Consider the following 24,013-nt stretch of genomic DNA (forward strand, 5'->3'; position numbering starts at 1 on the left):
GAGTCCATCCGTGACGGAAGGCACCACCTCCGCCGCCGCCGAGGGTGGCGACACCCTGACCCGCCTGGAGCAGGAGGGTGAGATCGCGGCCGACTACCTCGAGGGCCTGCTCGACATCGCCGACCTCGACGGCGACATCGACATGGACGTCGAGGCGGACCGGGCCGCGGTCTCGATCATCAGCGACTCCAGCAGCCGCGACCTGCAGAAGCTCGTGGGCCGCGACGGCGAGGTCCTGGAGGCCCTCCAGGAGCTGACCCGGCTGGCCGTGCACCGCGAGACCGGTGACCGCAGCCGCCTGATGCTCGACATCGCCGGCTTCCGGGCCAAGAAGCGCGCCGAGCTCGCCGAGCTGGGCGCCAAGGCCGCGGCCGAGGTGAAGTCCACCGGTGAGCCGGTCAAGCTGGACCCGATGACGCCGTTCGAGCGCAAGGTCGTGCACGACGCGATCGCCGCCGCCGGTCTGCGCAGCGAGTCCGAGGGCGAGGAGCCGCAGCGCTTCGTCGTCGTGCTCCCGGCCTGACCCCTCACGTAGTGTCGGCCCCGTCTGTTCGCAGGCGGGGCCGATCTTTGTCAGCCTTGATAGTCAGCCACCACAGCGCGCTCGCACGCCGGGCGTGCGGTACGGAAGGACGGTTCCCGTGACGGAGGCAGCGGAGCTCCCCGAGGCGCCGGAGCAGGCGCGGACAGTCTTCGGCGAGTACTTCCCGGAGGCCGTGCGGTACGCGGAGCTCCTCGCGGACGCGGGTGTGAAGCGCGGTCTGATCGGCCCGCGCGAGGTCCCTCGTCTCTGGGAACGCCACCTGCTGAACTGCGCCGTCCTCTCGGAGGTCGTCCCCGAGGGCGTCACCGTCTGCGACGTGGGCTCGGGCGCCGGTCTCCCCGGTATCCCCCTGGCCCTGGTCCGGCCCGACCTGAAGATCACGCTCCTGGAGCCGCTCCTGCGCAGGACGAACTTCCTCCAGGAGGTCGTGGAGCTGCTCGGCCTCGACCATGTGACCGTGGCCCGGGGACGTGCCGAGGAGATGCTCGGCAAGATCACGCCCGTGCACGTGGTGACCGCCCGCGCCGTGGCCCCGCTCGACCGCCTGGCCGGCTGGGGCGTTCCCCTGCTGCGTCCGTACGGAGAGATGCTGGCGCTCAAGGGCGACACCGCCCAGGAGGAGATCGACGGTGCTCGCGCCGCGCTCTCCCGGCTCGGCGTGGTGGGGACCCAGATCCTTCAGGTCGGCGAGGGCATCGTCGACCCGATGTCGACGGTCGTCCGCGTGGAGGTCGGCGAGAGCCCCGGTGGCGTGCGGTTCGCGGCCAAGCGGGCCAAGGCCGCCCGTACGAGCAAGACCCGTCGGCGCCGCTGAGCGTCGCATACGTCCCATTTCGGAGTGTCGACCGGTCCCGGCCGGGCGGCAGGGGCATGGTGTTTCACGTGAAACGTCGCTCACTGCTGCAGGGGATCATCAGCCGCGGTCGCGCGGCTGCCACGCCCCGGGACCGTAGACCCCGCGTGAAGCCACCCGTGAGGGTTACGGAGTTGTCCACAGAGGTGGATTCACCCACAGAACCACCGACCTCGCTGGTTCACGACCCCGAAAGCATGGCAGGCTCTGCTCATCGCGAGCCTGAAGCCGAGGAGAGTGAATCCTTGCGGTCCGACGCCAACATCGCGGGACCGATGACCGATCCGGTCCCCGGTCCCCGAACCGAATCGGTGGGGGAGGATGTTTCACGTGAAACACCGCCCCCGATGGACGACACCCCCATCGGCCGTGCTGCCCAGCTGGCAGTAGAGGCGCTGGGTCGTGCCGGTGAGGGACTTCCCCGCCCGGCACAGACGCGCGTGATGGTCGTCGCCAATCAGAAGGGCGGCGTGGGCAAGACGACCACGACGGTCAACCTTGCCGCGTCCCTGGCCCTGCACGGCGCCCGGGTCCTCGTCATCGACCTGGACCCGCAGGGCAATGCCTCGACGGCGCTCGGCATCGACCACCACGCCGAGGTCCCCTCGATCTACGACGTTCTCGTGGACAGCAGGCCGCTCTCCGAGGTCGTGCAGCCGGTCATGGACGTCGAGGGCCTCTTCTGTGCCCCCGCCACCATCGACCTCGCCGGCGCGGAGATCGAGCTGGTGTCGCTGGTGGCGCGTGAGAGCCGCCTGCAGCGGGCGATCCAGGCCTATGAGCAGCCGCTGGACTACATCCTGATCGACTGCCCGCCCTCGCTCGGCCTCCTCACGGTCAACGCCATGGTGGCGGGCGCGGAGGTACTGATTCCGATCCAGTGCGAGTACTACGCGCTGGAGGGGCTCGGACAGCTCCTGCGGAACGTCGACCTGGTCCGGGGGCACCTCAACCCGGCGCTCCACGTCTCGACGATTCTGCTCACCATGTACGACGGCCGGACGAGGCTCGCCTCCCAGGTCGCCGACGAGGTGCGCACCCACTTCGCCGAGGAGGTGCTGCGGACCAGCATTCCGAGGTCCGTCCGTATCTCCGAGGCGCCCAGCTACGGGCAGACGGTCCTCACCTACGACCCGGGCTCGAGCGGCGCCCTGTCGTACCTCGAAGCGGCCCGTGAGATCGCTCTGCGGGGGGTCGCCGTGCATTACGACCCGCAGCACGCCCATACAGGGCACCAGAACAACCAGCGCAGCATGTCGGAGGGGATCCAGTGAGCGAGCGACGTAGGGGATTGGGGCGTGGGCTCGGTGCGCTGATTCCCGCTGCTCCCCAGGAACGACAGGTGGAACGAGGGGTGGCCGCCGCGAAGCTGGCGACGCTGCCGAAGAGCCCGCAGGCTCCCGAGTCGACGCCGACGTGGAACGAGCCGGAGCCGGTGGCCCTGCCCGAGTCCCCGTCCGGGGCCTACTTCACCGAGCTTCCGATCGATGCCATCGTTCCCAACCGGCATCAGCCTCGTGAGATCTTCGACGAGGACGCGCTGGCGGAGCTCGTCACCTCCATCAAGGAGGTCGGCCTCCTCCAGCCCGTGGTCGTCCGCAAGCTCGACGCCGACCGCTACGAGCTCGTCATGGGCGAGCGTCGTCTGCGGGCGTCGACGACGGCGGGTCTCGAGCGGATCCCGGCGATCGTCCGGGACACCGACGACGAGAAGATGCTCCTGGACGCGCTCCTGGAGAACCTCCACCGGGCCCAGCTGAACGCGATCGAAGAGGCTCACGCCTACGAGCAGCTGCTCAAGGACTTCGGCTGCACTCATGACCAGCTCGCGGAGCGGATCGGGCGGTCCCGTCCGCAGATCTCCAACACGCTGCGCCTGCTGCGCCTCTCGCTGCCGGTCCAGCGCCGGGTCGCCGCCGGAGTGCTCTCCGCCGGCCACGCGCGGGCCCTGCTCGGTGTGGAGGACCCGGAGGCCCAGGACAAGCTGGCGTACCGGATCGTCTCCGAGGGCCTGTCGGTCCGCAGCGTCGAGGAGATCGTGAGCCTCATGGGCTCCGAGGAGCCCGCCTCCGCGGTCAAGTCGAAGGGCCCGCGTGCCGGTGCCCGGGTCTCGCCCGCGCTCACGGACCTCGCCTCCCGTCTCTCGGACCGCTTCGAGACGCGGGTGAAGGTCGACCTGGGGCAGAAGAAGGGCAAGATCGTCGTCGAGTTCGCCTCGATGGACGACCTGGAGAGGATCCTCTCGACCCTGGCTCCCGGCGAGGGACGGGTCCTGGACCAGAAGAACACCGACCAGAGCGCCGAGGTCTGATCCCTCTCGCCGCTCGCTGAGGCCGCCCAGGGCGGGCCGTGCTCCGGTCTTCACCGGAACACGGCCCGCCCTTTGCCTGTGAGCGGTATCGCCCCGATCGCCCGATCGATACGATTCCGAATGGCGTATCCGTGCTCGATGGCGAGGGAAACGAGGAGCAGCCGTGGGGCGTCGGCTCGTACCGCTCACCCTGGACAACCTTCCGGATCTCCCCAAGCGGTGTCGCTCCTGTGTCTTCTGGGAGCTCGACCCGGTCAGCGGTGAGGCGGCGGTGAAGTCGGGGCGCCCGGAGCTGGAGAAGGAGGCCTGGATCTCGGCCGTTCTCCTGGAATGGGGCTCCTGCGGCCGTGTGGTCTACGTCGACGAGGTGCCGGTCGGTTACGTCCTCTACGCTCCCCCGGCCTACGTGCCACGTTCGACGGCCTTTCCGACGAGTCCCGTGGCGGCGGACGCCGTCCAGTTGATGACGGCGTGGATCATGCCGGGCTATCAGGGGCAGGGGCTGGGGCGTGTGGTGGTGCAGACCGTCGCCAAGGACGTGATGAGGCGGGGCTTCAAGGCGATCGAGGCGTTCGGGGACGCCCGGTGGAAGGAGCCGGCCTGTGTGCTGCCGGCCGACCATCTCCTCGCGGTGGGCTTCAAGACCGTCCGCCCGCACCACGCCTTCCCCCGGCTGAGGCTGGAGCTCAGGACGACGCTCTCCTGGAAGGAGGACGTCGAGATGGCCCTGGATCGCCTGCTGGGCGCCGTGCAGAAGGAGCCTGTCCTACGGCCCCTCTAGCTTCGGGAACGAGAACGGCCCGCCCCCTGTAGGGGACGGGCCGTTCCTGTTTCACGTGAAACGTCCACGTGCTCGTTTCACGTGAAACGAGGGACGAGCATCAGGCCTTGGCGGGCTCGACGAAGCCCTCCAGGTCGCGCAGGATGGCGGCCTTCGGCTTGGCGCCGACGATGGTCTTCACGACCTCGCCGCCCTGGTAGACGTTGAGCGTCGGGATCGACATGACGCCGTACTTGGCAGCCGTGGCCGGGTTCTCGTCGATGTTGAGCTTCACGACCTCGATCTCGCCGTGCTCGGCGGCGATGGCCTCCAGCGACGGGGCGATCTGGCGGCACGGGCCGCACCAGGCAGCCCAGAAGTCCACCAGGACGGGCTTGTCGCTCTTGAGGACGTCCTCTTCGAAGGAAGCGTCGGTCACAGTCTTCAGGGCCACAACGGCCTCCTTGATCTCGCGGGGTGTGGGGCGGGGAGAGACGGGGGTCAGACCGCGGGGGTCTCGGCCAGCTTCTCGCTGTCGGCGAGGGCGGCCAGGAAGCGCTCGGCGTCCAGGGCGGCGGAGCAGCCGGTGCCGGCGGCCGTGATGGCCTGACGGTAGGTGTGGTCGACGACATCGCCGGCGCCGAAGACACCCGTGAGGTTCGTGCGCGTCGACGGGGCGGCGACCTTGAGGTAGCCCTCCTCGTCGAGGTCCAGCTGGCCCTTGAAGAGCTCGGTCCGCGGGTCGTGGCCCACGGCGATGAAGAGGCCGGTGACGGCGAGCTCGCGGGTCGCACCGGTCTTCGTGTCGCGCAGGGTCAGGCCGCTGAGCTTCTGCTCACCGTGGATCTCGGTGACCTCGCTGTCCCAGGCGAAGGAGATCTTCGGGTCGGCGAAGGCGCGCTCCTGCATGGCCTTGGAGGCACGCAGGGTGTCGCGGCGGTGGACGATCGTGACGGACTTGGCGAAGCGCGAGAGGAAGGTCGCCTCCTCGATCGCGGTGTCGCCGCCGCCGACGACAGCGATGTCCTGGTCCTTGAAGAAGAACCCGTCGCAGGTGGCGCACCAGGAGACACCGCGGCCGGAGAGCACGTCCTCGTTGGGGAGGCCGAGCTTGCGGTGCTGGGAGCCGGTGGTGACGATGACGGCCTTCGCGCGGTGCACGGTTCCGGCGGTGTCGGTGACGGTCTTGATGTCACCGGTCAGGTCCACGGCGATGACATCGTCCGGAACCAGTTCGGCGCCGAAGCGCTCGGCCTGGGCCCGCATGTTGTCCATGAGGTCCGGGCCCATGATCCCGTCCCGGAAACCGGGGAAGTTCTCGACCTCGGTGGTGTTCATCAGGGCGCCACCAGCGGTGACAGCTCCCTCGAAGACCAGAGGCTTCAGCGACGCTCGGGCCGTGTAGAGCGCCGCGGTGTACCCCGCGGGCCCGGAGCCGATGATGATCACGTTACGGACGTCGCTCACGGGTGTCTTCCTCGTCTCTGCAGACTGCCACTGCCTACGGGGGCGGTTGTCTCGGTCGCTCTCACCCCACCCAACGGATCCTAAGGGGCGTACATTCCCGAGACCGCCGCGCGGCACCGGAGCCGGGCGAAGAGCGAGGTCAGGAGCGAGGGTACGTCTGGCTGAGCAGGAGGTCGGCGGCCGGGCTTCCGCTCTCCGTGGGCCGATCGGCGCAGGAGGCGTCGAGCACATAGGCCTGGACCCGGGTGCTGTCCGCCGGATCCGACAGGACGAGCAGGTAGGCGGGCGTTCCCCGGTACTCGCCCCGCTCGTGGCCCAGCACCTCGTCGGTGCGGCCGGTGCCGGCCAGAACGCAGCCGGGGACGGCGTTCTCCCCGTTGCGCCGGGAGGTGTCGCCACCGGTCTCGGCGGACATGGATTCGGGCCCGACCCCCTGGGGGGTCTTCGGTGCATGGCTCTCCGTGAGGAGGGCGTGGACGCGGTCCTCGACGGGGGCACCGGAGAAGGGACTGAGGGGCGCGCTCGCGAGGGCGTCGGCCTTCTTGGCGCCGCTGTCCGCACGGCCGGCGGTCACGTTGCCCGCCTGGCTGAGGTAGAGGCTCGTGCCGAGCACCGCGGCTGCGAAGGCGGCGCCGATCGTGGAGAGCAGCGCGATCCGGCGACGACGGGGCGCGCCGGGGCGCCCGGGACCTGTACCCGCACGGGGGCGTCCGGCAGGGCGGTCCGTGGCCGGGGACGTCGGGGAGGGAGACGTGGTCCCGGCGGAGGAGCGCGATGTTTCACGTGAAACGGGGGTGTCGCTGTCCGGGGAGGTGGCGTTGAGGAGGGCCTCCGCGGCCAGGGCGGCGTCGATCCGCCCGGCGATCTCGGCGGGCATGCGGGGCGGGCCCGGCAAGGTGCCGAGCAGGCCACGGATCTCCTCCAGGGAGGTCCGTACGTCGGCGCAGAGGGGACAGCCGTCCAGGTGTCGTCGTACGGCCGCCGAACGGGTCGGCGGGAGCAGCCCCTCGGTCAGATCGGAGATCTCCGAGACGTCCGGGTGCTGTGTGGTGTCGGCCTTGCCGGCCGTGGAAGTCACGTGCGCCCACCTCCGCCCTTCACAGCAGCTGGATCTGTCGGTCCGGTATCCGTCGGCCCCGGCACCGGTGGGACGGATGTCCCCGGCGTCCGGTTCCTTCCCCCTTCGACGGCCTCGTTACCCACGGTGTCGGCGCGCAGATGAGTGACCATCGGAAGGAGGCGTGCCCGCCCGCGCGCGCAGCGGCTCTTCACGGTCCCGGTGGGAACGCCGAGGATACGGGCCGCCTCCGCGACCGGGTATCCCTGCATGTCGACGAGGACGAGGGCGGCGCGCTGGTCCTCGGGGATCGTGGCGAGCGCGGCGAGCAGCTGACGGTGGAGGTCCTGGCGCTCCACCGGTGCCTCGGCCGACTCGTGCGGGTCGAGGAGCTGCTCGAAGCGGTCGGTGTCGTCGACGGGCGAGGTCCTGCGGGACGCGGTCTTGCGCGCACGGTCGAGGCAGGCGTTCACCGTGATGCGGTGGAGCCAGGTCGTGACGGCCGACTGGCCGCGGAAGGTATGGGCGGCCCGGAAGGCGGAGATCAGGGCGTCCTGGACGGCGTCAGCGGCTTCCTCGCGGTCCCCCAGGGTCCGCAGCGCCACCGCCCACAGTCGGTCGCGGTGGCGCCGCACGAGCTCACCGAAGGCGTCGGGGTCCCCGGCGACATGACGTGCCAGGAGTTCCTGGTCGTCTGCGGCGTCTATCGGACGGTCCAACGGTGAGCCCCCTCCCCTGTGGTCCTCAGCCCATGACCTTGACTTCGGTCAGCTGGCCGCGGAACTCGCCCTCGGTGAGGGGAAGCTCCGTCAGCCAGACCAGAACGTAGCGGGTCGTGACCGGCTTGGTGAGTTTCAGCTTCACATCGCTGTCGTCTCCGGACGCCTGAGTGGTGAACCCGTCGGCCGTGGACGGCGCCGAGGAGGCGTCGGCGGGTGCCGTACGAACCTCCACCGAGGTGTGCCCGACGAACGACAGGTCGACCGAGCTGACCTTCTTGGCCGAGCCCAGGTCCAGCACGATCCCGACGCCGGGCTTCTGGTTGCCGAACTTCGCGGTGGCGTAGTTCTTGGTGTGCCAGAAGGTGCCCGGATCACCGTCGAAGGCGTTCTTCACGGCCTCCGGGTACTCCTCGCCGTTGCCCCCGGGGAACGGGTCGAAGTCCTGGGCGGACGAGATCGCTATCGGCTTCGGCGGCTCGGGCTTCTCGTCGACGGTCGGTGAGGTGGCCGGAGGCTCGTTCTTCGTGCCGTCGGGCGCGAGCAGCCGGTCGGCGATCTGCCAGCTGCCGAGTCCCAGTGCGGCGATCAGCAGGGCCGAGACGGCCCACTTCAGCGCCTTGCCCGTGCGGCTCTGCAGCGGCGGCGGGGGTGCGACGAGCGGCTGGGTGATCACGGGACGCGGCTGGGGGCGTCCGTAGGTGCCCTGCTGGTAGGTCGTGTGCTGGTACTCGGGCGGGGCGGTGAACTCGGGCTCCGGCGGTCGGACGCGGGGCATCGCCGCCACGGCCTTGGCGAGCTCGTCCGGAGTCGTGCAGGGCGGCAGCTGACGCGAGGCGGTGGCCCCGTCGTTGGCGAGCGCCCGCATGGCGATCTCGGAGAGGCCCCGGTGGACGCCGGCGCGGACCTGGTCCGGCGGCAGCAGCCCCACGCCCTTGGGAAGGCCGGAGAGCCCGTAGGCGTCGCTGTCGTACGGCCAGCGCTGGGTCAGCGCGGCGTACAGCAGGGCGCCGATGGCCTCGGTGTCGCTGCGCTGCGGACGCTCGGCGGTGATGCCGCGCAGGGCGGCGTTCACGGCCAGGCCGCGGATCCGGTATTGACCGGTGGAGCTCCGCAGGACGGCGCTCGGGGTCAGCCGGAGGTGGGCGAGGCCCTCGCGGTGGGCGGCGGCCATGGCCTGGGAGACCTGGCTGACGAGTTGGTACGCGTCGTGGGGCTCCAGCGGGCCGGCCGCGAGCAGCGCGGTCAGTTCGGTGGAGTCCGGCAGCCACTCGTGCACGACGTACACGAGGTCGTTCTCCTCGACGGCGTCGAGGACCTGGACGAACCGGGGGTCGCCCAGGAGGGCCGAGGAGCGGGCCGCGGCCAGGACCGACCGGGCTCTGGGATGGTCGGCCGGCAGCAGGTGGACCCCGACCGCGCGGCGCAGCTTCTCGTCGACGGCTCGCCAACTGCTGAAGCCGTCCAGACGGGTGACGCACTCCTCGAGCCGGTAGCGTCTGGCCAGTTTGTGGCCGCTGTGCAGTTCGGGTGCCGTGATGGAGGGCTGTTCGCCGCCCTGTCGTTCGACCGCCTTGTTCTTCGTGGCCTCGGCGGTCTTCTCCGCCGTCTTCTGATCTTCCGCCACCCCGTCGGTCGCGGCCGTGTCCGCCTTGGCGGTCAGCGGGTCGTCACCGCTGTTGTCGGCCACGTCGACGGCAGCCGTGCTACGTTCCGCCACCGTCGTTCCTGCCTCCCCATCCGTTGCGCCACATCCAACAGCCAAGCCAATTGTGCCCACAGTCGGACGCTATGCACGACACGCGGATCCCGCCGATGGTTGTGCGGACCGCTGGGTTCAGCGTCCCAGGCGTCCGCGCACCATGCCGACCAGGGTGTTCAGTTCCGCGATCCGCATGCGCTTCGCGGCGACGAAGAAGACGCCGAGGAGCACCGCCCCACCGACCACGAGGGCGACGAGCGAGCCCAGGGCGCCCTCGCCCAGCAGCTTCAGCAGGCCGAAACCGACGGCGCCGGCGACGATCGCGGCGGGCACGGAGGCCATGCAGAGGCGGGCGTAGGTCCTCAGCACGTGAGTGCCGTCCAGGTCGCCGCCCAGGCGCTTGCGGAGGCGCCGCCAGGCGATGCCGACGCCGACCGCGTAGGCGAGTCCGTACGAGGCGGCCATGCCGACCACGGCCCACTGGGCGGGCAGGACGACGTAGCAGACGGCGGAGGCGGCCGCGTTGACGGCGGCGACGATCACCGTGTTGTAGAAGGGCGTCCGGGTGTCCTCGTAGGCGTAGAAGCCGCGGAGGACGACGTACTGGACGGAGTAGGGGATCAGACCGAGGCCGAAGGCCATCAGGATGAAGCCCATGCCCTGGGCGGCCTCGACGCCGCTGGAGGCGTAGAGCAGGGTGCACATCGGGACGCCGAGCGCCAGGAAGGCGAAGGAGACCGGGACGATCGCGACGGCCGAGTTCCGCAGACCCTGCGAGATGTCGTCCCGGACGGCGCCCGGGTCGCCGTCGTGGGCGGCGCGGGAGATCCGCGGCAGCAGCGCGGCCATGACGGAGACCGTGATGATGGCCTGCGGCATGCCCCAGATCAGCTGGGCGTTGGAGTAGGCGAGGAAGCCGGCACCGTTCTTCCCGGACTCCTCACCGGCGGCGGTGGCGAGCTGGGTGACGACCAGGACGCCCGCCTGGTTGGCGAGGACGAACAGCACGGTCCACTTGGCCAGCTTGACCGTCTTGCCGAGCCCGTGGCCCTTCCAGTCGAAGCGGGGCCGGAACCGGAAGCCCGTCTCGCGCAGGTACGGGATCATCGCCAGGGCCTGGACGACGAGGCCGAGCAGGGTGCCGATGCCGAGCAGGCGGATGCCCTCGTCCGGAATGGTCTGCACGCCCATGTGGGACTCGGCGGAGGTGCCGTAGACCCAGATGAACAGGCCGAAGGTGACGATCATGACGATGTTGTTGAGGACCGGGGTCCACATCATCGCGCCGAACTTGCCGCGGGCGTTGAGGATCTGACCCATCACCACGTGCACACCCATGAAGAAGATCGTGGGCAGGCAGTAGCGGGCGAAGGTCACGGCCACGCTGTTGGCCGCGGCGTCGTCGGCGATGGTGTTCGACATCAGCCGGATCAGCAGCGGTGCCGCGAACACGGCCAGGGCCACGATGAGGCCGAGCGCCACCATGACCAGGGTGAGCAGACGGTTGGCGTAGGCCTCGCCGCCGTCCTCGTCGTTCTTCATCGAGCGGACGAGCTGCGGGACGAAGACCGAGTTGAGGCCACCGCCGACGGTGAGGATGTAGATCATCGTCGGCAGGGTGTAGGCGATGGTGAAGGTGTCACCGAGCAGGGCGGCGCCGAGCGCACCGGTGATCACCAGGCTGCGGACGAAGCCGGTCAGCCGGGAGACCAGGGTGCCGGCCGCCATCACGGCGCTCGACTTCAGCAGCCCGGAGGCACGGCCCGACTTCTTCGGGGCGGGCGCGGGCAGCGGGTCCGGCTCCGGGGCGGGCGGCGGCACCTGGCCGGGTGCCTGCTGGTCCCGGTAGAGGTGCGCGAACGCGTCCGGCTCGGGCGTCTCCTCACTGGCCCGGGTGACCAGGTCGTCGACGCCGGTGAACTGGACCGTGCGCGCGTCGTCGCCGTACGGCAGGTGGCGCGAGGGACCGTCCGGCTCGGGCGCCGGGGTCTGCGCCCACACCCGGGGGTCGGGGGCGTGCTGCGGCGCGGCCGGCTGCTGGTAGAGCGCGTGGGGGTCCTGGTAGGTGCCGGGCGGGGGCGGCGGGTGCGCGGCGCGGTCGTACAGCGCCTCGGTCACCGGGTCCTGCGCGGACATGTCCTGGGCCCGGTACGGGTCGTGGGCGAAGGCGTCCTGGACGTAGGGGTCCTGGGCGTACGGGTTCTGCGCGTAGGGGTCCTGTCCCTGCGGGCCAGGGGTGCCCTGCTGCGGGGGCGGCACCGGCGGGTGGCCGGCACCGGGAGGCACCGCGGGCGTCCCGCCGGACGGCGCAGGGCCGTTCGCGCCCTGGCCGCGGTCACCGTCGTACGGCGCGTTCATGGTTACCCCACCTCATCGTCCCCGGCCGACCGGCCACGACATCGCTCAACGGTCCACTTTCTCACCCGGGCCCGACGGGTCGCCGCTTTCGGACCCGGTGTCCGGTGTCGGGTCACTCGGCTGCACGGGTTCGTCCCCGCCGGGTTCCGCTTCGCCCGGCGGGTCCTCACCGGGCTCCGGCGCGGCGTCGTCCCCGGAGACATCGTCCCCGGAGACATCGTCCCCGGCGGACCCGGCGGACCCGGCGGACCCGGCGGACTCTGAGTCCTCGGAGCCTTCGGCGGACTCGGCCGCCTCCGCTTCCGCGTTCCGGGCGGCCACCCGCTTGCGCTGGCTGTACATGCGCACACCGGCGAGAACCAGGAGGAGCACACCACCGGCGATCACCAGCATCACAGTGGGAGTGATCTCGGAGACCCTCACGGTGAAGTTCATCGGCTGCCCGTACGGGGTGCCGTCCTCGGTGTAGAGCTGGGCCGTCATCGGCACCTGGCCGTTGACGTTGGCCGAGGCGCTGAACTTCACCGACTGGCTGTGTCCGCCACCGACCTTCACCGGGAGTTCGGCGTACCTCTCGCCGTTCAGCTCCAGCCGGTTCTTGTTGCCCGAGGTGAGGCGCAGCTTCAGGTGCTCCACGCCCTGGAGCAGCTTGTTCTGGACGGTGACCGGGATGGTCGCACTGCGGCCGGAGAGCGTGAGGTCCGACTTGTCGACCAGCTGGACGCCGTTGGTGAGGGTCTGCAGATAGTCCAGGACGTTGTTGCGGTAGATCGCCGCCGCCCTGGCCTCACCGCGCCAGGAGGTCGACATCTCGCGGTTGATCGCGTTGCCGAACGGCGTCACGACGCGTTCCGACTGGGTCAGGATGACCTTGAAGTCGTCCAGCTCGTCCCGCGTGGTCTTCATGTCACGGAAGGCCTGGACCGGAAGCTCCCGGTCGCGCAGCTTCTTCGGGTAGCGGGAGCTGCTCGGCACGGTGGTGGAGGCGTCGGGGTCCGGCTTGGCCGCGGCGGCCGCGAGGAGGTCGCTGGGCTGGCTCCAGCGGCGGCCGGAGAGGCCCCCCAGGGCGGTCGCCATCGCCTGGGCCTGGGCGATGGTCGGCATCCGCTGCGGGGCGACCACGATGCTGCGCTGGTCCTCCGGCTGCTCCAGGGTGATCGCGAGCGACTGGGCGAGGAACTTCTGGACCGCGAGCGTGGAGTTCTCCGCGCGGACCATGTCCCCCTCGAAGGCGGTGGACAGCACCGCGTCGCTCACGACGGCCGTGGTGCTGCCGTTGCCGAGCGGGCGGGCGGCCGTGGGCGTGTAGGCGAGGTCGTCGCGGACGCTGTCGCTGCGGGCGATCACCTTGTCGGCGCCGGCCGAGGTCGCGACCGCCACGATGGAGGGGTCCACGGCCCCGTCGGCGGGCCAGGCGAAGTCGGTGGAGGCATTCACGTGCAGGACGGTCTCGACCGTCACCCCCGCCAGGGCGGTCGCCGACTGGAGGTGTCCCAGGGAGCCGGGGACGTCCTTGCCCCGGTGGGCCAGGGAGGCCAGGTCGGGGTCGGCGAAGGGAAGGGCGACGACCTTGTGCCCCTGCACCGCCTTCTCCAGGGAGTCCAGCCAGCGCTCGGCGACGGCCTGGTTCTTGCCGGGGACGTCCAGAGTGGTGCCGTCCTTGACGCGGTAGCCGTTCGCCATGGCGTCGACCGAGGCCAGCAGGTCCGGGTCGACCACCCACGTCACCGGGAGGTCCTTGCCCAGCGAGACCATCTCGTCCAGTCGCCCGCCCGGGCGCAGCTCGGCCGCCAGGTCGTCGTCCTCGAAGACCGGGGTCTGCTGGTCGTCCGTGGCCGTCTGCGCCGAGACGTGCGCTGAGCCGATCAGGGGCCACAGATAGGTGAGCTGGGTCTTCTTCTCGGTGGCCTCGGGCTGGTACGGCAGGAAGGTCCGTTCGATGCCGAGCACCCGGTCGTACTGCCGGTCCGAGGTCCGCCCGGTGAGGGAGACGCCCAGCTGGTAGACGCCCTCGTCGTCGAGCCCGAGATCCGAGACGGGCACGGACAGCGAGAAGTCCTTGCTGAGGCCGGCGCCCAGCCGGGGGATCTTGACGGTGGGGCCGTCGTCGAGGGGGGCGGGGTCGCTGTCGTCCCGGAAGCCGGTGCGCCCGGTGACCTGCTCGATCTCGCTGCGGCTCGTCATCTGCGGCCCGACGCGCAGGTTCACGGTCGCGTCGGTGACGGTCTTCTTGCCCCGGTTGGTCACCGTGCCGGTGACGGTGACGGTGTCCCCCTCGACGGGCGCGCTCGGCGTCATCGTGTCGAGGGACACATCGACGGTCCTGGTGCCGGTGCCGTTCTCGGCCGGGGCCGCCGGAGCGGCGACGGCCGGGGCCTGGAGCAGGCCGGCGAGAAGGGGTGCCCCGACGGCGACGGTGATCGTGCGCCGCAGCCATCGGCGGGCAGGTGAGGGACCGGTTCCCTGGATGTCTGCCGCCTCGGCCACGCGTTCGCCCGTCCTCGTCGTTGTCTGTGGTGCCAGTGGTGTCGGTGGTTCCCGGTTGCTGTGTCCAGGCATGGTAACGAGGCACGCCGGGGGCAAGTGCCGGGGACTGCTCCAGCCGATCTTCGACCGATCGCCCGCCGGTGCCGCCGGGACCCCGGTCGCCGGAGGCCGGGCCGTTCCGCCCCGCCGGAAACGGGGACGTCGAGGCGAGCCGGGGCACGTACCCTTTTCTGTTGTGCCGAACGCCAACGAAGACACCCCGACTGCACTGAGCCAGGTGCAACGCCGCGCGGTCAGTGAACTGCTGCGTGTGTCCCCTGTCGCCGACGACCTCGCCCGCCGCTTCCAGGAGGCCGGGTTCAGCCTCGCGCTGGTCGGCGGTTCGGTGCGCGACGCGCTGCTCGGCCGGCTCGGCAACGACCTGGACTTCACCACCGACGCCCGCCCCGAGGACGTACTGAAGATCGTCCGCCCGTGGGCCGACGCGGTGTGGGAGGTGGGCATCGCCTTCGGGACCGTCGGCTCCCAGAAGGACGGCTACCAGATCGAGGTCACCACGTACCGCTCGGAGGCGTACGACAGGACCTCCCGGAAGCCCGAGGTCTCCTACGGCGACTCCATCGACGAGGACCTCGTCCGGCGTGACTTCACCGTCAACGCCATGGCCGTGGCTCTCCCCGAGAAGGAGTTCATCGACCCGTACGGCGGTCTCGAGGACCTCGCCGCCCGGGTCCTGCGCACACCCGGCACCCCGGAGGAGTCGTTCTCCGACGACCCCCTGCGCATGATGCGGGCCGCGCGGTTCGCCGCGCAGCTGGACTTCGAGGTCGCCCCCGAGGTCGTCACGGCGATGAAGGACATGTCCGGCCGGATCGAGATCGTCTCCGCCGAGCGTGTCCGTGAGGAATTCAACAAGCTGCTGCTCTCGGCGCACCCCCGGAAGGGCCTCGGGCTCCTCGTGGACACGGGCCTCGCCGAGCACGTCCTGCCCGAGCTGCCGTCGCTGCGCCTGGAGAGCGATGAGCACCACCGGCACAAGGACGTCTACGAGCACTCGCTGACGGTGCTCGACCAGGCGATCGACCTGGAGGAGGACGGGCCCGACCTGGTGCTGCGTCTCGCCGCCCTGCTCCATGACATCGGAAAGCCGCGCACCCGCCGCTTCGAGCAGGACGGCCGGGTCTCCTTCCACCACCACGAGGTGGTCGGCGCCAAGATGACCAAGAAGCGCATGACCGCTCTCAAGTACTCCAACGAGATGATCAAGGACGTCTCGCGCCTGGTGGAACTGCACCTTCGCTTCCACGGCTACGGGACCGGCGAGTGGACCGACTCGGCCGTGCGGCGCTACGTGCGCGACGCCGGGCCGCTCCTCTCGCGGCTGCACAAGCTGACCCGCTCGGACTGCACCACGCGGAACAAGCGCAAGGCGGGTGCGCTCTCCCGTGCCTACGACGGCCTTGAGGACCGCATCGCCCAGCTCCAGGAGCAGGAGGAGCTGGACGCGATCCGCCCCGACCTCGACGGCAACCAGATCCAGGAGATCCTCGGCATCAGGCCGGGCCCGGCCATCGGGCAGGCGTACAAGTTCCTGCTGGAGCTCCGCCTGGAGAACGGGCCGATGGAGCACGACCAGGCCGTCGCCGCCCTCAAGGAGTGGTGGGCAGCGCGCGACTGAGCCGGCTAGGCGCACCGACGGGTCGATGTTTCACGTGAAACGCCGACCCGGTGGACGCTCTGGAGGGGTGGTGTTTCACGTGAAACATCACCCCTCCTGGCGTTCCCGGCGCAGGGCCACGGCGAGCCCGGCGTAGATCACGGCCACCAGTACGACCAGCAGGGGCGACCGGCCGTCGGGTGGCAGCATCAGTGCGGCGACGCCCGCCGCACCCACGAAGGCGACGTTGAACAGCACGTCGTAGAGCGAGAAGACCCGGCCCCGGAAGGAGTCGTCCACGGACGTCTGGACCACGGTGTCCGTCGCGATCTTGGCTCCCTGGGTGATGAGTCCGAGGACGAAGGCGGCGACGAGGAACGGGATCGGGGCGAAGGCCAGGCAGAGCGCCGGTACGAGGACGGCGGCCGCCGCCGTGCACACGGTCATCCAGCCGAAGGCCCCGAACCGCCCCACCGCCCAGGGGGAGAGGACGGCGGCCGCGAAGAAGCCGGCACCCGAGGCGGCGACGGCGAGTCCGAGAAGGCCGAGGCCCTCGGAGTCCGTGGAGCTCCACTCGTAGCGGGAGAGCATGAGCACGGTGACGAGCAGGGCGCCGTAGCAGAAGCGCATGAGGCCCACCGCGATGAGTGCCCGGGCGGCGGGGCGTCGCTCGGCGAGGTGGCGCAGTCCCGCCGCCAGACCGAGGGCCGTCGACCTCAGGGCCGAGGTCAGGGGCTGCGGCGTGAGGTCGGGATCGGGGCCGAGGAGCTCCCTGGGAATGCGCAGCGAGGCAAGGCCGGCGCAGAGATAGAGGACGGCGCCGAAGGCCACGACCACCGCGTCGGAGTTGTCGGCGACGAGCCGGACGCCGAAGGCGAGACCGCCGCCGACGGTCGCGGCCAGGGTGCCCGCGGTGGGGGAGAGCGAGTTCGCGATGACGAGCCGTTCCTCGTCGACGACGCGCGGGAGGGAAGCGGAGAGCCCCGCCAGGACGAACCGGTTGACGGCGGTGACGGAGAGCGCGGAGGCGTAGAAGAGCCAGTCCGGCACCGAGGCGAGGACGAGGACGGCGGTCCCGCAGGCGAGGAGGGCGCGCAGGATGTTCCCGTACAGGAAGACCTGTCGGCGCTGCCAGCGGTCGAGGAGCACTCCGGCGAAGGGGCCCACGAGCGAGTACGGGAGCAGGAGCACCGCCATGGCGGAGGCGATCGCGGTGGGGGAGGTCTGCTTCTCGGGGGAGAAGACGACGTACGTGGCCAGGGCCACCTGGTAGACGCCGTCGGCGCACTGGGAGAGCAGCCGGACGGCGAGCAGGCGGCGGAAGTTCGTCAGGCGCAGGAGTACGCGCAGATCACGTACGACGGACATGGCAGCAAGACTCACATACGAAGAGGGCCCCCGGGCAGTGGCTCGGGGACCCTCGATCGACAAGCGTGCGGCGCTTTAGCGCTCGACCTCACCCTTGATGAACTTCTCGACGTTGGCCAGGGCCTCGTCGTCGAAGTACTGGACCGGCGGGGACTTCATGAAGTACGAGGACGCGGAGAGGATCGGGCCGCCGATGCCCCGGTCCTTGGCGATCTTCGCGGCGCGCAGGGCGTCGATGATGACACCCGCCGAGTTCGGGGAGTCCCACACCTCGAGCTTGTACTCCAGGTTCAGCGGAACGTCACCGAAGGCGCGGCCCTCGAGGCGCACGTACGCCCACTTGCGGTCGTCCAGCCAGGCCACGTAGTCCGACGGGCCGATGTGGACGTTCTTCTCGCCCAGCTCGCGGTCCGGGATCTGCGAGGTGACGGCCTGGGTCTTGGAGATCTTCTTGGACTCCAGGCGGTCGCGCTCCAGCATGTTCTTGAAGTCCATGTTGCCGCCGACGTTGAGCTGCATCGTGCGCTCAAGACGGACACCACGGTCCTCGAACAGCTTCGCCATCACGCGGTGCGTGATGGTCGCGCCGACCTGCGACTTGATGTCGTCGCCGACGATCGGGACGCCCGCCTCGGTGAACTTGTCCGCCCACTCCTTGGTGCCGGCGATGAAGACCGGGAGAGCGTTGACGAACGCGACCTTGGCGTCGATGGCGCACTGCGCGTAGAACTTCGCAGCGTCCTCGGAACCGACGGGCAGGTAGCAGATGAGGACGTCGACCTCGCGGTCCTTGAGGACCTGGACGACGTCGACGGGCTCCTCGGCGGACTCCTCGATGGTCAGGCGGTAGTACTTGCCGAGACCGTCGAGCGTGTGACCGCGCTGGACCGTGACGCCCTTGTTCGGGACGTCGCAGATCTTGATGGTGTTGTTCTCGCTGGCGCCGATGGCGTCGGAGAGGTCGAGGCCGACCTTCTTCGCGTCGACGTCGAAGGCGGCCACGAACTCGATGTCACGGACGTGGTAGTCGCCGAACTGGACGTGCATCAGGCCGGGCACCTTGGCCGCCGGGTCGGCGTCCTTGTAGTACTCGACGCCCTGCACCAGCGAGGCGGCGCAGTTGCCCACGCCGACGATGGCTACGCGAACCGAACCCATTCCGGTTGCTCCCTGTGTGATCGTGGAAGCCCTGCTGTGCGCAGGGTTTCACTTGGCGGTGTCGTCGGACGGATCCGGCCGGGTACTGCCCCCGTGCCGGGGCAGGCCGCCCGTCTCTCCAGAATCGTTGTCGTGCAGAGCGGGGGCGTCGGGGCCGGATCGCTGATCCCGTCCCGCCCTCTCGCTCTCGATGAGCTCGTTCAGCCAGCGCACTTCGCGCTCCACGGACTCCATACCGTGGCGCTGCAGCTCAAGCGTGTAGTCGTCGAGGCGCTCGCGGGTCCTGGCCAGGGAGGCGCGCATCTTCTCCAGACGCTCCTCCAGCCGGCTCCGGCGACCCTCGAGCACGCGCATCCGCACCTCGCGCTCGGTCTGCCCGAAGAAGGCGAAGCGAGCCGCGAAGTGCTCGTCCTCCCAGGCGTCCGGGCCGGTGTGGGAGAGGAGCTCCTCGAAGTGCTCCTTACCTGCCGGGGTCAACCGGTAGACGATCTTGGCCCGGCGTCCTGCGAGTGAAGCGGCGAGGGCCTCCTCGGGAGCGCTGCCCGGTTCCTCGATCAACCAGCCGTTGGCGACCAGCGTCTTGAGGCAGGGATACAGCGTCCCGTAGCTGAAGGCCCGGAAGACGCCCAGTGAGGTGTTCAGGCGCTTCCGCAGCTCGTACCCGTGCATGGGGGCCTCGCGCAGCAGGCCGAGAACGGCGAACTCGAGGATGCCGGAGCGTCTGCTCATCCTTCGCCTCCTCCTCCGCCTTCGGGGCCCTTATGCCGTGCTGATGTATCGACTCGATACATCAGCACGATAGAACGGCCCGTCTGTCTCGACAAGCGGGACCACCGTGACCGGCGTCACATCGTCAATTCACAGCGATCGACTTGCCTGATTTGGGGTGAAGTCCGGCCCTACGTGGGTTTTGGCCGTGCGTAGTCTGTGCGGCATGCAGACCACCGGGAACCAAGCGATGCCCTGGGGCGTCAGTGCTGCGGGTGACCGGCTGCGGTACGGAGGGACCTCCGATGGGGTCCGGACGTGCCCATTTCGGGGGGACCGGAACTCAACTGCCGCTTCCAGGCGTACGTGCCTGCCCGAGGAGTAGTCGTTCGATGAGCGAGCATCGTCGCAAAATGCCGCCGCAGGAGCCGCCGACGGGCGGTCGCGCGGCGGCACGGCGCGCTGCCCAGCAGCCGATGGGCCGCAGGTCGGCCCCGGCCCATGACGTCGGCACGGGGGCCCCTTCGGCCTCGTACGGGCCTCCCTCCTCACACGGAGAGGAGCAGCGCCCCTACGGCGGTCGCGCGGAGGCCCGGCGGGCCGCCCAGCGCGGCAGCCGCCGGCGGGGAGCCGACGCCGGCCCCGGCGGCCCCGGCGGTCCCGGTGGGGGTCGCCGCGGTGGCGGGGGCGGCGGTCGCGGCAGTGGTCCGGGGCGGGGCCCCGGCGGTGGTCAGCCGCGCAAGAAGCGGTTCATCGACTACCCGCGGCACAACAAGTACGGCTGGCGTCGCTGGATGCCGTCGTGGAAGCTCGTGTCGGGCACCTTCCTGTTCTTCGTGGCGAGCATCATGGGCGCCGCCGCCATCGCGTACTCGAAGGTGGAGATCCCCAACACCGCCGACACCGCGACCTCGCAGAACAACATCTACTACTGGGCCGACGGCTCGCGCATGGTCGCGACGGGCAGCGGCACCAACCGCCAGATCGTCCAGATCGGGCAGATCCCGCTGTCGATGCAGAACGCGGTGATCTCGGCGGAGAACAAGACCTTCCGGGACGACTCCGGAATCGACCCCATGGGTATCGCCCGCGCCGTGTGGAACATGGCCAAGGGCGGCGAGACCCAGGGTGGTTCGACGATCACCCAGCAGTACGTGAAGAACAACCGCCTCGACGACCAGTCGCAGACCATCACGCGAAAGGTCAAGGAACTCTTCATCTCGATGAAGGTCGGCAACGAGCTCGGCAAGGACGAGGTCATGGCCGGCTACCTGAACACCTCGTACTACGGACGAGGTGCCTACGGCATCCAGGCCGCGGCCCGCGCGTACTTCAACAAGGACGCCAAGGACCTGGACCCCAGCCAGTCGGCGCTGCTCGCCGCGGTGCTGAAGGGCGCGACGTACTACGACCCCGCCGGTTACCCCGACATCGATCCCGAGGCCTCGGCCTTGAAGAACACGGAACGGGCCACCAAGCGGTGGAAGTGGATCCTCGACGAGATGCAGAAGGACGGGCATCTCACCGCGGCGGAGCGGGCGAAGTACACCACCTTCCCCAAGGTGGAGAAGCTCCGTAAGAGTGCCAACCTGAGCGGTCAGATCGGCTACCTCGTCAGCACCGCCAACCAGAACATGAAGAACCAGTTCGGGATCACCCCGCAGGAACTGGAGCGCGGCGGCTACGAGATCTACACCACCTTCGAGAAGTCGAAGGTGGACAAGATGGAAGAGACGATCAAGAACGTCATCAAGGAGAACATCGACCCGAAGAAGCGCCCGGACAAGGACTCGCACGTCCAGTTCGGCGGTGCTTCGGTCGACACGGCGACCGGGAAGATCGTCGCCATCTACGGTGGCGTCGACGCCACCAAGCACTACCAGAGCAACGCCGACGCCACCGGTGCCCAGGTCGGATCGACGTTCAAGCCCTTCGTACTCGCCGCGGCGATGAAGGACGGAGTCCGTGACAAGGACCTCGGTCCGGATCAGGACGCTTCCGAGCGCACGATCCTCGACCCGGACAAGAGCCTCTACAACGGCAAGGACGACCTGACGATCCGGAAGTACAACGGGGACATCTGGCTCGACGACAAGGGCAACGAGTGGCGTCAGAGCAATGACGAGGACGCCAGCTACGGTCCCGTCTCCCTGCGGTACGCCATGATCAAGTCGGCCAACTCCCCGTACGTGCAGCTCGGCATGGACGTCGGCATCGACAAGGTCCGCGAGTCCGCCATGGCCGCGGGTCTGCGCGACGAGTCCCTGGTCAAGGGCGACGTCCCCTCGTTCTCCCTCGGTGTCTCCAGCCCGAGCGCCATCCGCATGGCCGGCGCGTACTCCACCTTCGCCAACAAGGGCGTCCAGAACGACCCCTACTCCGTCGAGCGGGTCAAGCGGAGCGGCGTCGTCATCCACAAGCACGAGGCGAAGCCCAAGGAGGCGTTCAGCCCGGCCATCGCGAGCAACGTCACCGACGTGCTGCGGTCCGTCGTGGACGACCCCCGGGGCACCGGCACCAAGGCCCGCATCCCGGGCCGCGCGGTGGCCGGCAAGACCGGTACGACCGACGACAACATGTCGGCCTGGTTCGTGGGCTACACGCCGCAGCTGGCGACCGCGATCGACATGTACCGGTTCGACGACGACGAGTCGAAGAAGGGCCGCAAGTTCCTTCCGATGTACGGCACGGGTGACCAGCCGACGATCCACGGTTCGTCGTTCCCCTCGCGGATCTGGAGGGAGTACATGACGGACGCCGTGAAGGACATGCCGCTCGTGGACTTCCCGGAGCCGGAGAAGCTGGAGGGTGCCCGGCCCGTCTTCGGCGGCGGCGCCAAGAGCCCGACGCCGACCCCGACGGCGACCCCGACGCCCACCGAGACGACGACGCCGACGACGACTCCCCCGGCCACGCCGACGGAGACGACCGCCCCGCCGAAGCAGACCAAGACGCCGAAGCCGGGCAAGACGACCTGTGACGTCTGGGACTGGAACTGCAACAACACGGGCAATCCGGGGGGCAATACCGGGGAGCCCACCACCACACCGCCCACCACCGACACACCGACGACGACTCCCCCGCCGACGGACGACAGTTCCGGAGGCGGCGGGAACGGCAAACCGGGCGGCGCAGGGACCTTCCCCTGATCCTGACGCCCGCGCCGGGCACGTCCTGAGCGCTGTGCCGGGCGCGTCCTGAGGGCCGTCGCGTCCGCTCCGTACCTTCCGTACGGAGCGGCCGCGGCGGCCCTCGCCGTTTTCCCGGGGACGTACGGCAGGATGTCCCCCATGCCGAGCCTCCAGAAGTCGAGCGCACCGCGGGACCGCTCACAGACGGTCGTCCCCACGCACCGGGACAAGGTGGCCGCCGCGGGCAGCGAACTGATCGGTGGCCCCTACGGCCGCCGGGCGGCGGCCGGCACCGGGCAGCTGACGCCGGTGCGGGTGATCGCGCTCGTGGCCCTCGGCATGTACGCCCTCGGCATGGTGCAGAAGCTGCCCTGCTACAACTGGGCGTGGTTCCGGGGCACGACCTCCCAGTACACCCACGCCTGCTACTCGGACATCCCGCACCTCTTCGCCGGGCGGGGCTTCGCCGACGGCCTCGTCCCGTACTTCGACCGGCTGGGCGGCGACATACCGTTCCTGGAGTATCCGGTCCTGACCGGCCTCTTCATGGAGGTCGCGGCCTGGCTGACGCCGGGCGGCGACGACATGACGCAGCGGGAGCAGTGGTACTGGCTGGTCAACGCGGGCCTGCTGATGGTCTGCGCGGCCGTCCTGGCGGTCTGTGTGGCCCGGACGCACCGCCTGCGCCCCTGGGACGGTCTCCTGGTCGCGCTCGCGCCCTCGGTCGCGCTCACCGCCACGATCAACTGGGACATACTGGCCGTCGCGCTGACCGCCGCCGCCGTCCTGATGTGGTCGCGGGGCCGGCCGCTGGCCTTCGGGATCCTGCTGGGCCTGGCCACGGCCGCCAAGTTCTACCCGATACTGCTCCTCTGCCCGCTGCTGCTGCTCTGCTGGCGTGCCGGGAAGTGGCGGGCGTACGGGGCCGCGGTGCTCGGCGCGTGCGGCGCGTGGCTGGTCGTGAACCTGCCCGTGATGCTGCTCGCGCCCGAGGGGTGGAAGCAGTTCTACCTCTTCAGCCGGGACCGGAACGTCGACTTCGGCTCGATCTGGCTGCTGATCAGCCAGCGCACGGGCGACGTCATCACGCCGGGCCGGGCCAACCTGTACGCGCTGCTGCTGATGGCGGCGGCGGTGGCCGGTCTCGCGTTCCTGGCGTTCACGGCGCCCCGCAGGCCGCGTTTCGTCCAGCTGGCCTTCCTGGTCGTCGCCGCGTTCGTGCTGACCAACAAGGTGTACTCGCCGCAGTACGTCCTGTGGCTGGTGCCGCTGGCGGCGCTCGCCCGGCCCCGCTGGCGCGACTTCCTGATCTGGCAGGGCTGCGAGGTCACGTACTTCGTCGGGGTCTGGATGTACCTGGCGTTCACGGGCAGCGGCAACAGCAAGCAGGGCCTTCCGGTGGACGGCTACCAGTTCGCGATCGTCCTGCACCTGCTCGGCACGCTGTACCTGTGCGTGATGGTCGTACGCGACATCCTGGCGCCCGAGAAGGACCCCGTCCGGCAGGACGGCGCGGACGACCCCTCGGGGGGCGTCCTGGACGGCGCCGAGGACGTCTTCGTGGCGGGCAGGGCGGCCCACCCGGCCCGGCACGCCGCCCCGGCCGTGGAGGAGGGGCAGCGGGTGCGCTGGGGCACCGCGGACGACCCCGCCTACCCGTGGGGCGCCCCCGACTGACCGAGAAGCACCTCACCCCCGGGAGACCGACTCCCGGGGGTGAGGTGTTTTCCGGT

Annotated in this window: 18 protein-coding genes; 8 read left to right on the forward strand and 10 right to left on the reverse strand. The window is 70.0% G+C overall.

Going from position 1 to position 24,013, the window contains the following annotated elements; all coding sequences use genetic code 11:
* The first annotated feature begins 10 nt into the window (after positions 1–10).
* The 5 genes from ACN9MM_RS19660 to ACN9MM_RS19680 all read left to right on the forward strand — a co-directional run bounded on the left by ACN9MM_RS19660 (position 11) and on the right by ACN9MM_RS19680 (position 4,489).
* Entirely contained in the window at positions 11–523 is a 513-nt protein-coding gene (locus tag ACN9MM_RS19660) for a protein jag (protein ID WP_426364845.1), read from the forward strand.
* A gap of 118 nt (positions 524–641) precedes the next feature.
* The gene (gene rsmG, locus ACN9MM_RS19665; RefSeq protein WP_382858085.1) at positions 642–1,358 is read left to right on the forward strand and encodes a 16S rRNA (guanine(527)-N(7))-methyltransferase RsmG; all 717 of its coding nucleotides are present in this window, start codon (positions 642–644) and stop codon (positions 1,356–1,358) included.
* Between the two features lie 236 nt (positions 1,359–1,594).
* On the forward strand, positions 1,595–2,671 hold the full coding sequence (locus tag ACN9MM_RS19670; protein WP_426364846.1) for a ParA family protein: 1,077 nt from the start codon (positions 1,595–1,597) through the stop codon (positions 2,669–2,671).
* On the forward strand, positions 2,668–3,708 hold the full coding sequence (locus tag ACN9MM_RS19675; RefSeq protein WP_426364847.1) for a ParB/RepB/Spo0J family partition protein: 1,041 nt from the start codon (positions 2,668–2,670) through the stop codon (positions 3,706–3,708). The genes ACN9MM_RS19670 and ACN9MM_RS19675 overlap by 4 nt, the downstream gene beginning before the upstream one ends.
* Before the next feature lie 163 nt (positions 3,709–3,871).
* Positions 3,872–4,489 (forward strand): GNAT family N-acetyltransferase, encoded by a 618-nt coding sequence (locus tag ACN9MM_RS19680; protein ID WP_426364848.1) that lies wholly within the window; start codon positions 3,872–3,874, stop codon positions 4,487–4,489.
* A 100-nt stretch (positions 4,490–4,589) separates the two neighbouring features.
* Here ACN9MM_RS19680 and trxA read toward each other — a convergent pair whose 3' ends face one another.
* The 7 genes from trxA to ACN9MM_RS19715 form a co-directional block, all read right to left on the reverse strand.
* On the reverse strand, positions 4,590–4,922 hold the full coding sequence (gene trxA / locus ACN9MM_RS19685) for a thioredoxin (RefSeq protein WP_382858075.1): 333 nt from the start codon (positions 4,920–4,922) through the stop codon (positions 4,590–4,592).
* 47 nt (positions 4,923–4,969) lie between these two features.
* On the reverse strand, positions 4,970–5,935 hold the full coding sequence (gene trxB, locus ACN9MM_RS19690; protein WP_383661585.1) for a thioredoxin-disulfide reductase: 966 nt from the start codon (positions 5,933–5,935) through the stop codon (positions 4,970–4,972).
* A gap of 139 nt (positions 5,936–6,074) precedes the next feature.
* Positions 6,075–7,013: a hypothetical protein gene (locus ACN9MM_RS19695; RefSeq protein WP_426364849.1), complete on the reverse strand. Its 939-nt coding sequence runs from the start codon at positions 7,011–7,013 to the stop codon at positions 6,075–6,077.
* The gene (gene sigM / locus ACN9MM_RS19700) at positions 7,010–7,711 is read right to left on the reverse strand and encodes an RNA polymerase sigma factor SigM (RefSeq protein ID WP_426364850.1); all 702 of its coding nucleotides are present in this window, start codon (positions 7,709–7,711) and stop codon (positions 7,010–7,012) included. The genes ACN9MM_RS19695 and sigM overlap by 4 nt, the downstream gene beginning before the upstream one ends.
* A gap of 25 nt (positions 7,712–7,736) precedes the next feature.
* On the reverse strand, positions 7,737–9,431 hold the full coding sequence (locus ACN9MM_RS19705; RefSeq protein WP_426364851.1) for a protein kinase family protein: 1,695 nt from the start codon (positions 9,429–9,431) through the stop codon (positions 7,737–7,739).
* 117 nt (positions 9,432–9,548) lie between these two features.
* The gene (gene murJ, locus ACN9MM_RS19710; RefSeq protein ID WP_426364852.1) at positions 9,549–11,771 is read right to left on the reverse strand and encodes a murein biosynthesis integral membrane protein MurJ; all 2,223 of its coding nucleotides are present in this window, start codon (positions 11,769–11,771) and stop codon (positions 9,549–9,551) included.
* A gap of 45 nt (positions 11,772–11,816) precedes the next feature.
* On the reverse strand, positions 11,817–14,258 hold the full coding sequence (locus tag ACN9MM_RS19715; RefSeq protein ID WP_426364853.1) for a DUF6049 family protein: 2,442 nt from the start codon (positions 14,256–14,258) through the stop codon (positions 11,817–11,819).
* A gap of 235 nt (positions 14,259–14,493) precedes the next feature.
* Here ACN9MM_RS19715 and ACN9MM_RS19720 point away from each other — a divergent pair, with 235 nt between their 5' ends.
* Positions 14,494–15,936, forward strand: a complete 1,443-nt coding sequence (locus ACN9MM_RS19720; RefSeq protein WP_426364854.1) for a CCA tRNA nucleotidyltransferase — start codon at positions 14,494–14,496, stop codon at positions 15,934–15,936.
* An 87-nt stretch (positions 15,937–16,023) separates the two neighbouring features.
* On the opposite strand, the gene ACN9MM_RS19725 is transcribed toward ACN9MM_RS19720, so the two are convergent.
* The 3 genes from ACN9MM_RS19725 to ACN9MM_RS19735 all read right to left on the reverse strand — a co-directional run bounded on the left by ACN9MM_RS19725 (position 16,024) and on the right by ACN9MM_RS19735 (position 19,170).
* Positions 16,024–17,283: an MFS transporter gene (locus ACN9MM_RS19725; protein ID WP_426364855.1), complete on the reverse strand. Its 1,260-nt coding sequence runs from the start codon at positions 17,281–17,283 to the stop codon at positions 16,024–16,026.
* A 75-nt stretch (positions 17,284–17,358) separates the two neighbouring features.
* Entirely contained in the window at positions 17,359–18,441 is a 1,083-nt protein-coding gene (locus tag ACN9MM_RS19730; RefSeq protein ID WP_426364856.1) for an inositol-3-phosphate synthase, read from the reverse strand.
* 48 nt (positions 18,442–18,489) lie between these two features.
* Positions 18,490–19,170, reverse strand: a complete 681-nt coding sequence (locus tag ACN9MM_RS19735; RefSeq protein WP_189804943.1) for a PadR family transcriptional regulator — start codon at positions 19,168–19,170, stop codon at positions 18,490–18,492.
* A 371-nt stretch (positions 19,171–19,541) separates the two neighbouring features.
* On the opposite strand from ACN9MM_RS19735, the gene ACN9MM_RS19740 reads away from it, so the two are divergent.
* Complete coding sequence (locus ACN9MM_RS19740; RefSeq protein ID WP_426364857.1) at positions 19,542–22,298, forward strand: transglycosylase domain-containing protein; 2,757 nt, start codon at positions 19,542–19,544, stop codon at positions 22,296–22,298.
* A 141-nt stretch (positions 22,299–22,439) separates the two neighbouring features.
* Entirely contained in the window at positions 22,440–23,957 is a 1,518-nt protein-coding gene (locus ACN9MM_RS19745) for a glycosyltransferase family 87 protein (RefSeq protein WP_426364858.1), read from the forward strand.
* Positions 23,958–24,013 lie beyond the last annotated feature (56 nt).

It is taken from the genome of Streptomyces sp. E-08 (assembly GCF_049913095.1).
Taxonomy (GTDB): Bacteria; Actinomycetota; Actinomycetes; order Streptomycetales; family Streptomycetaceae; genus Streptomyces.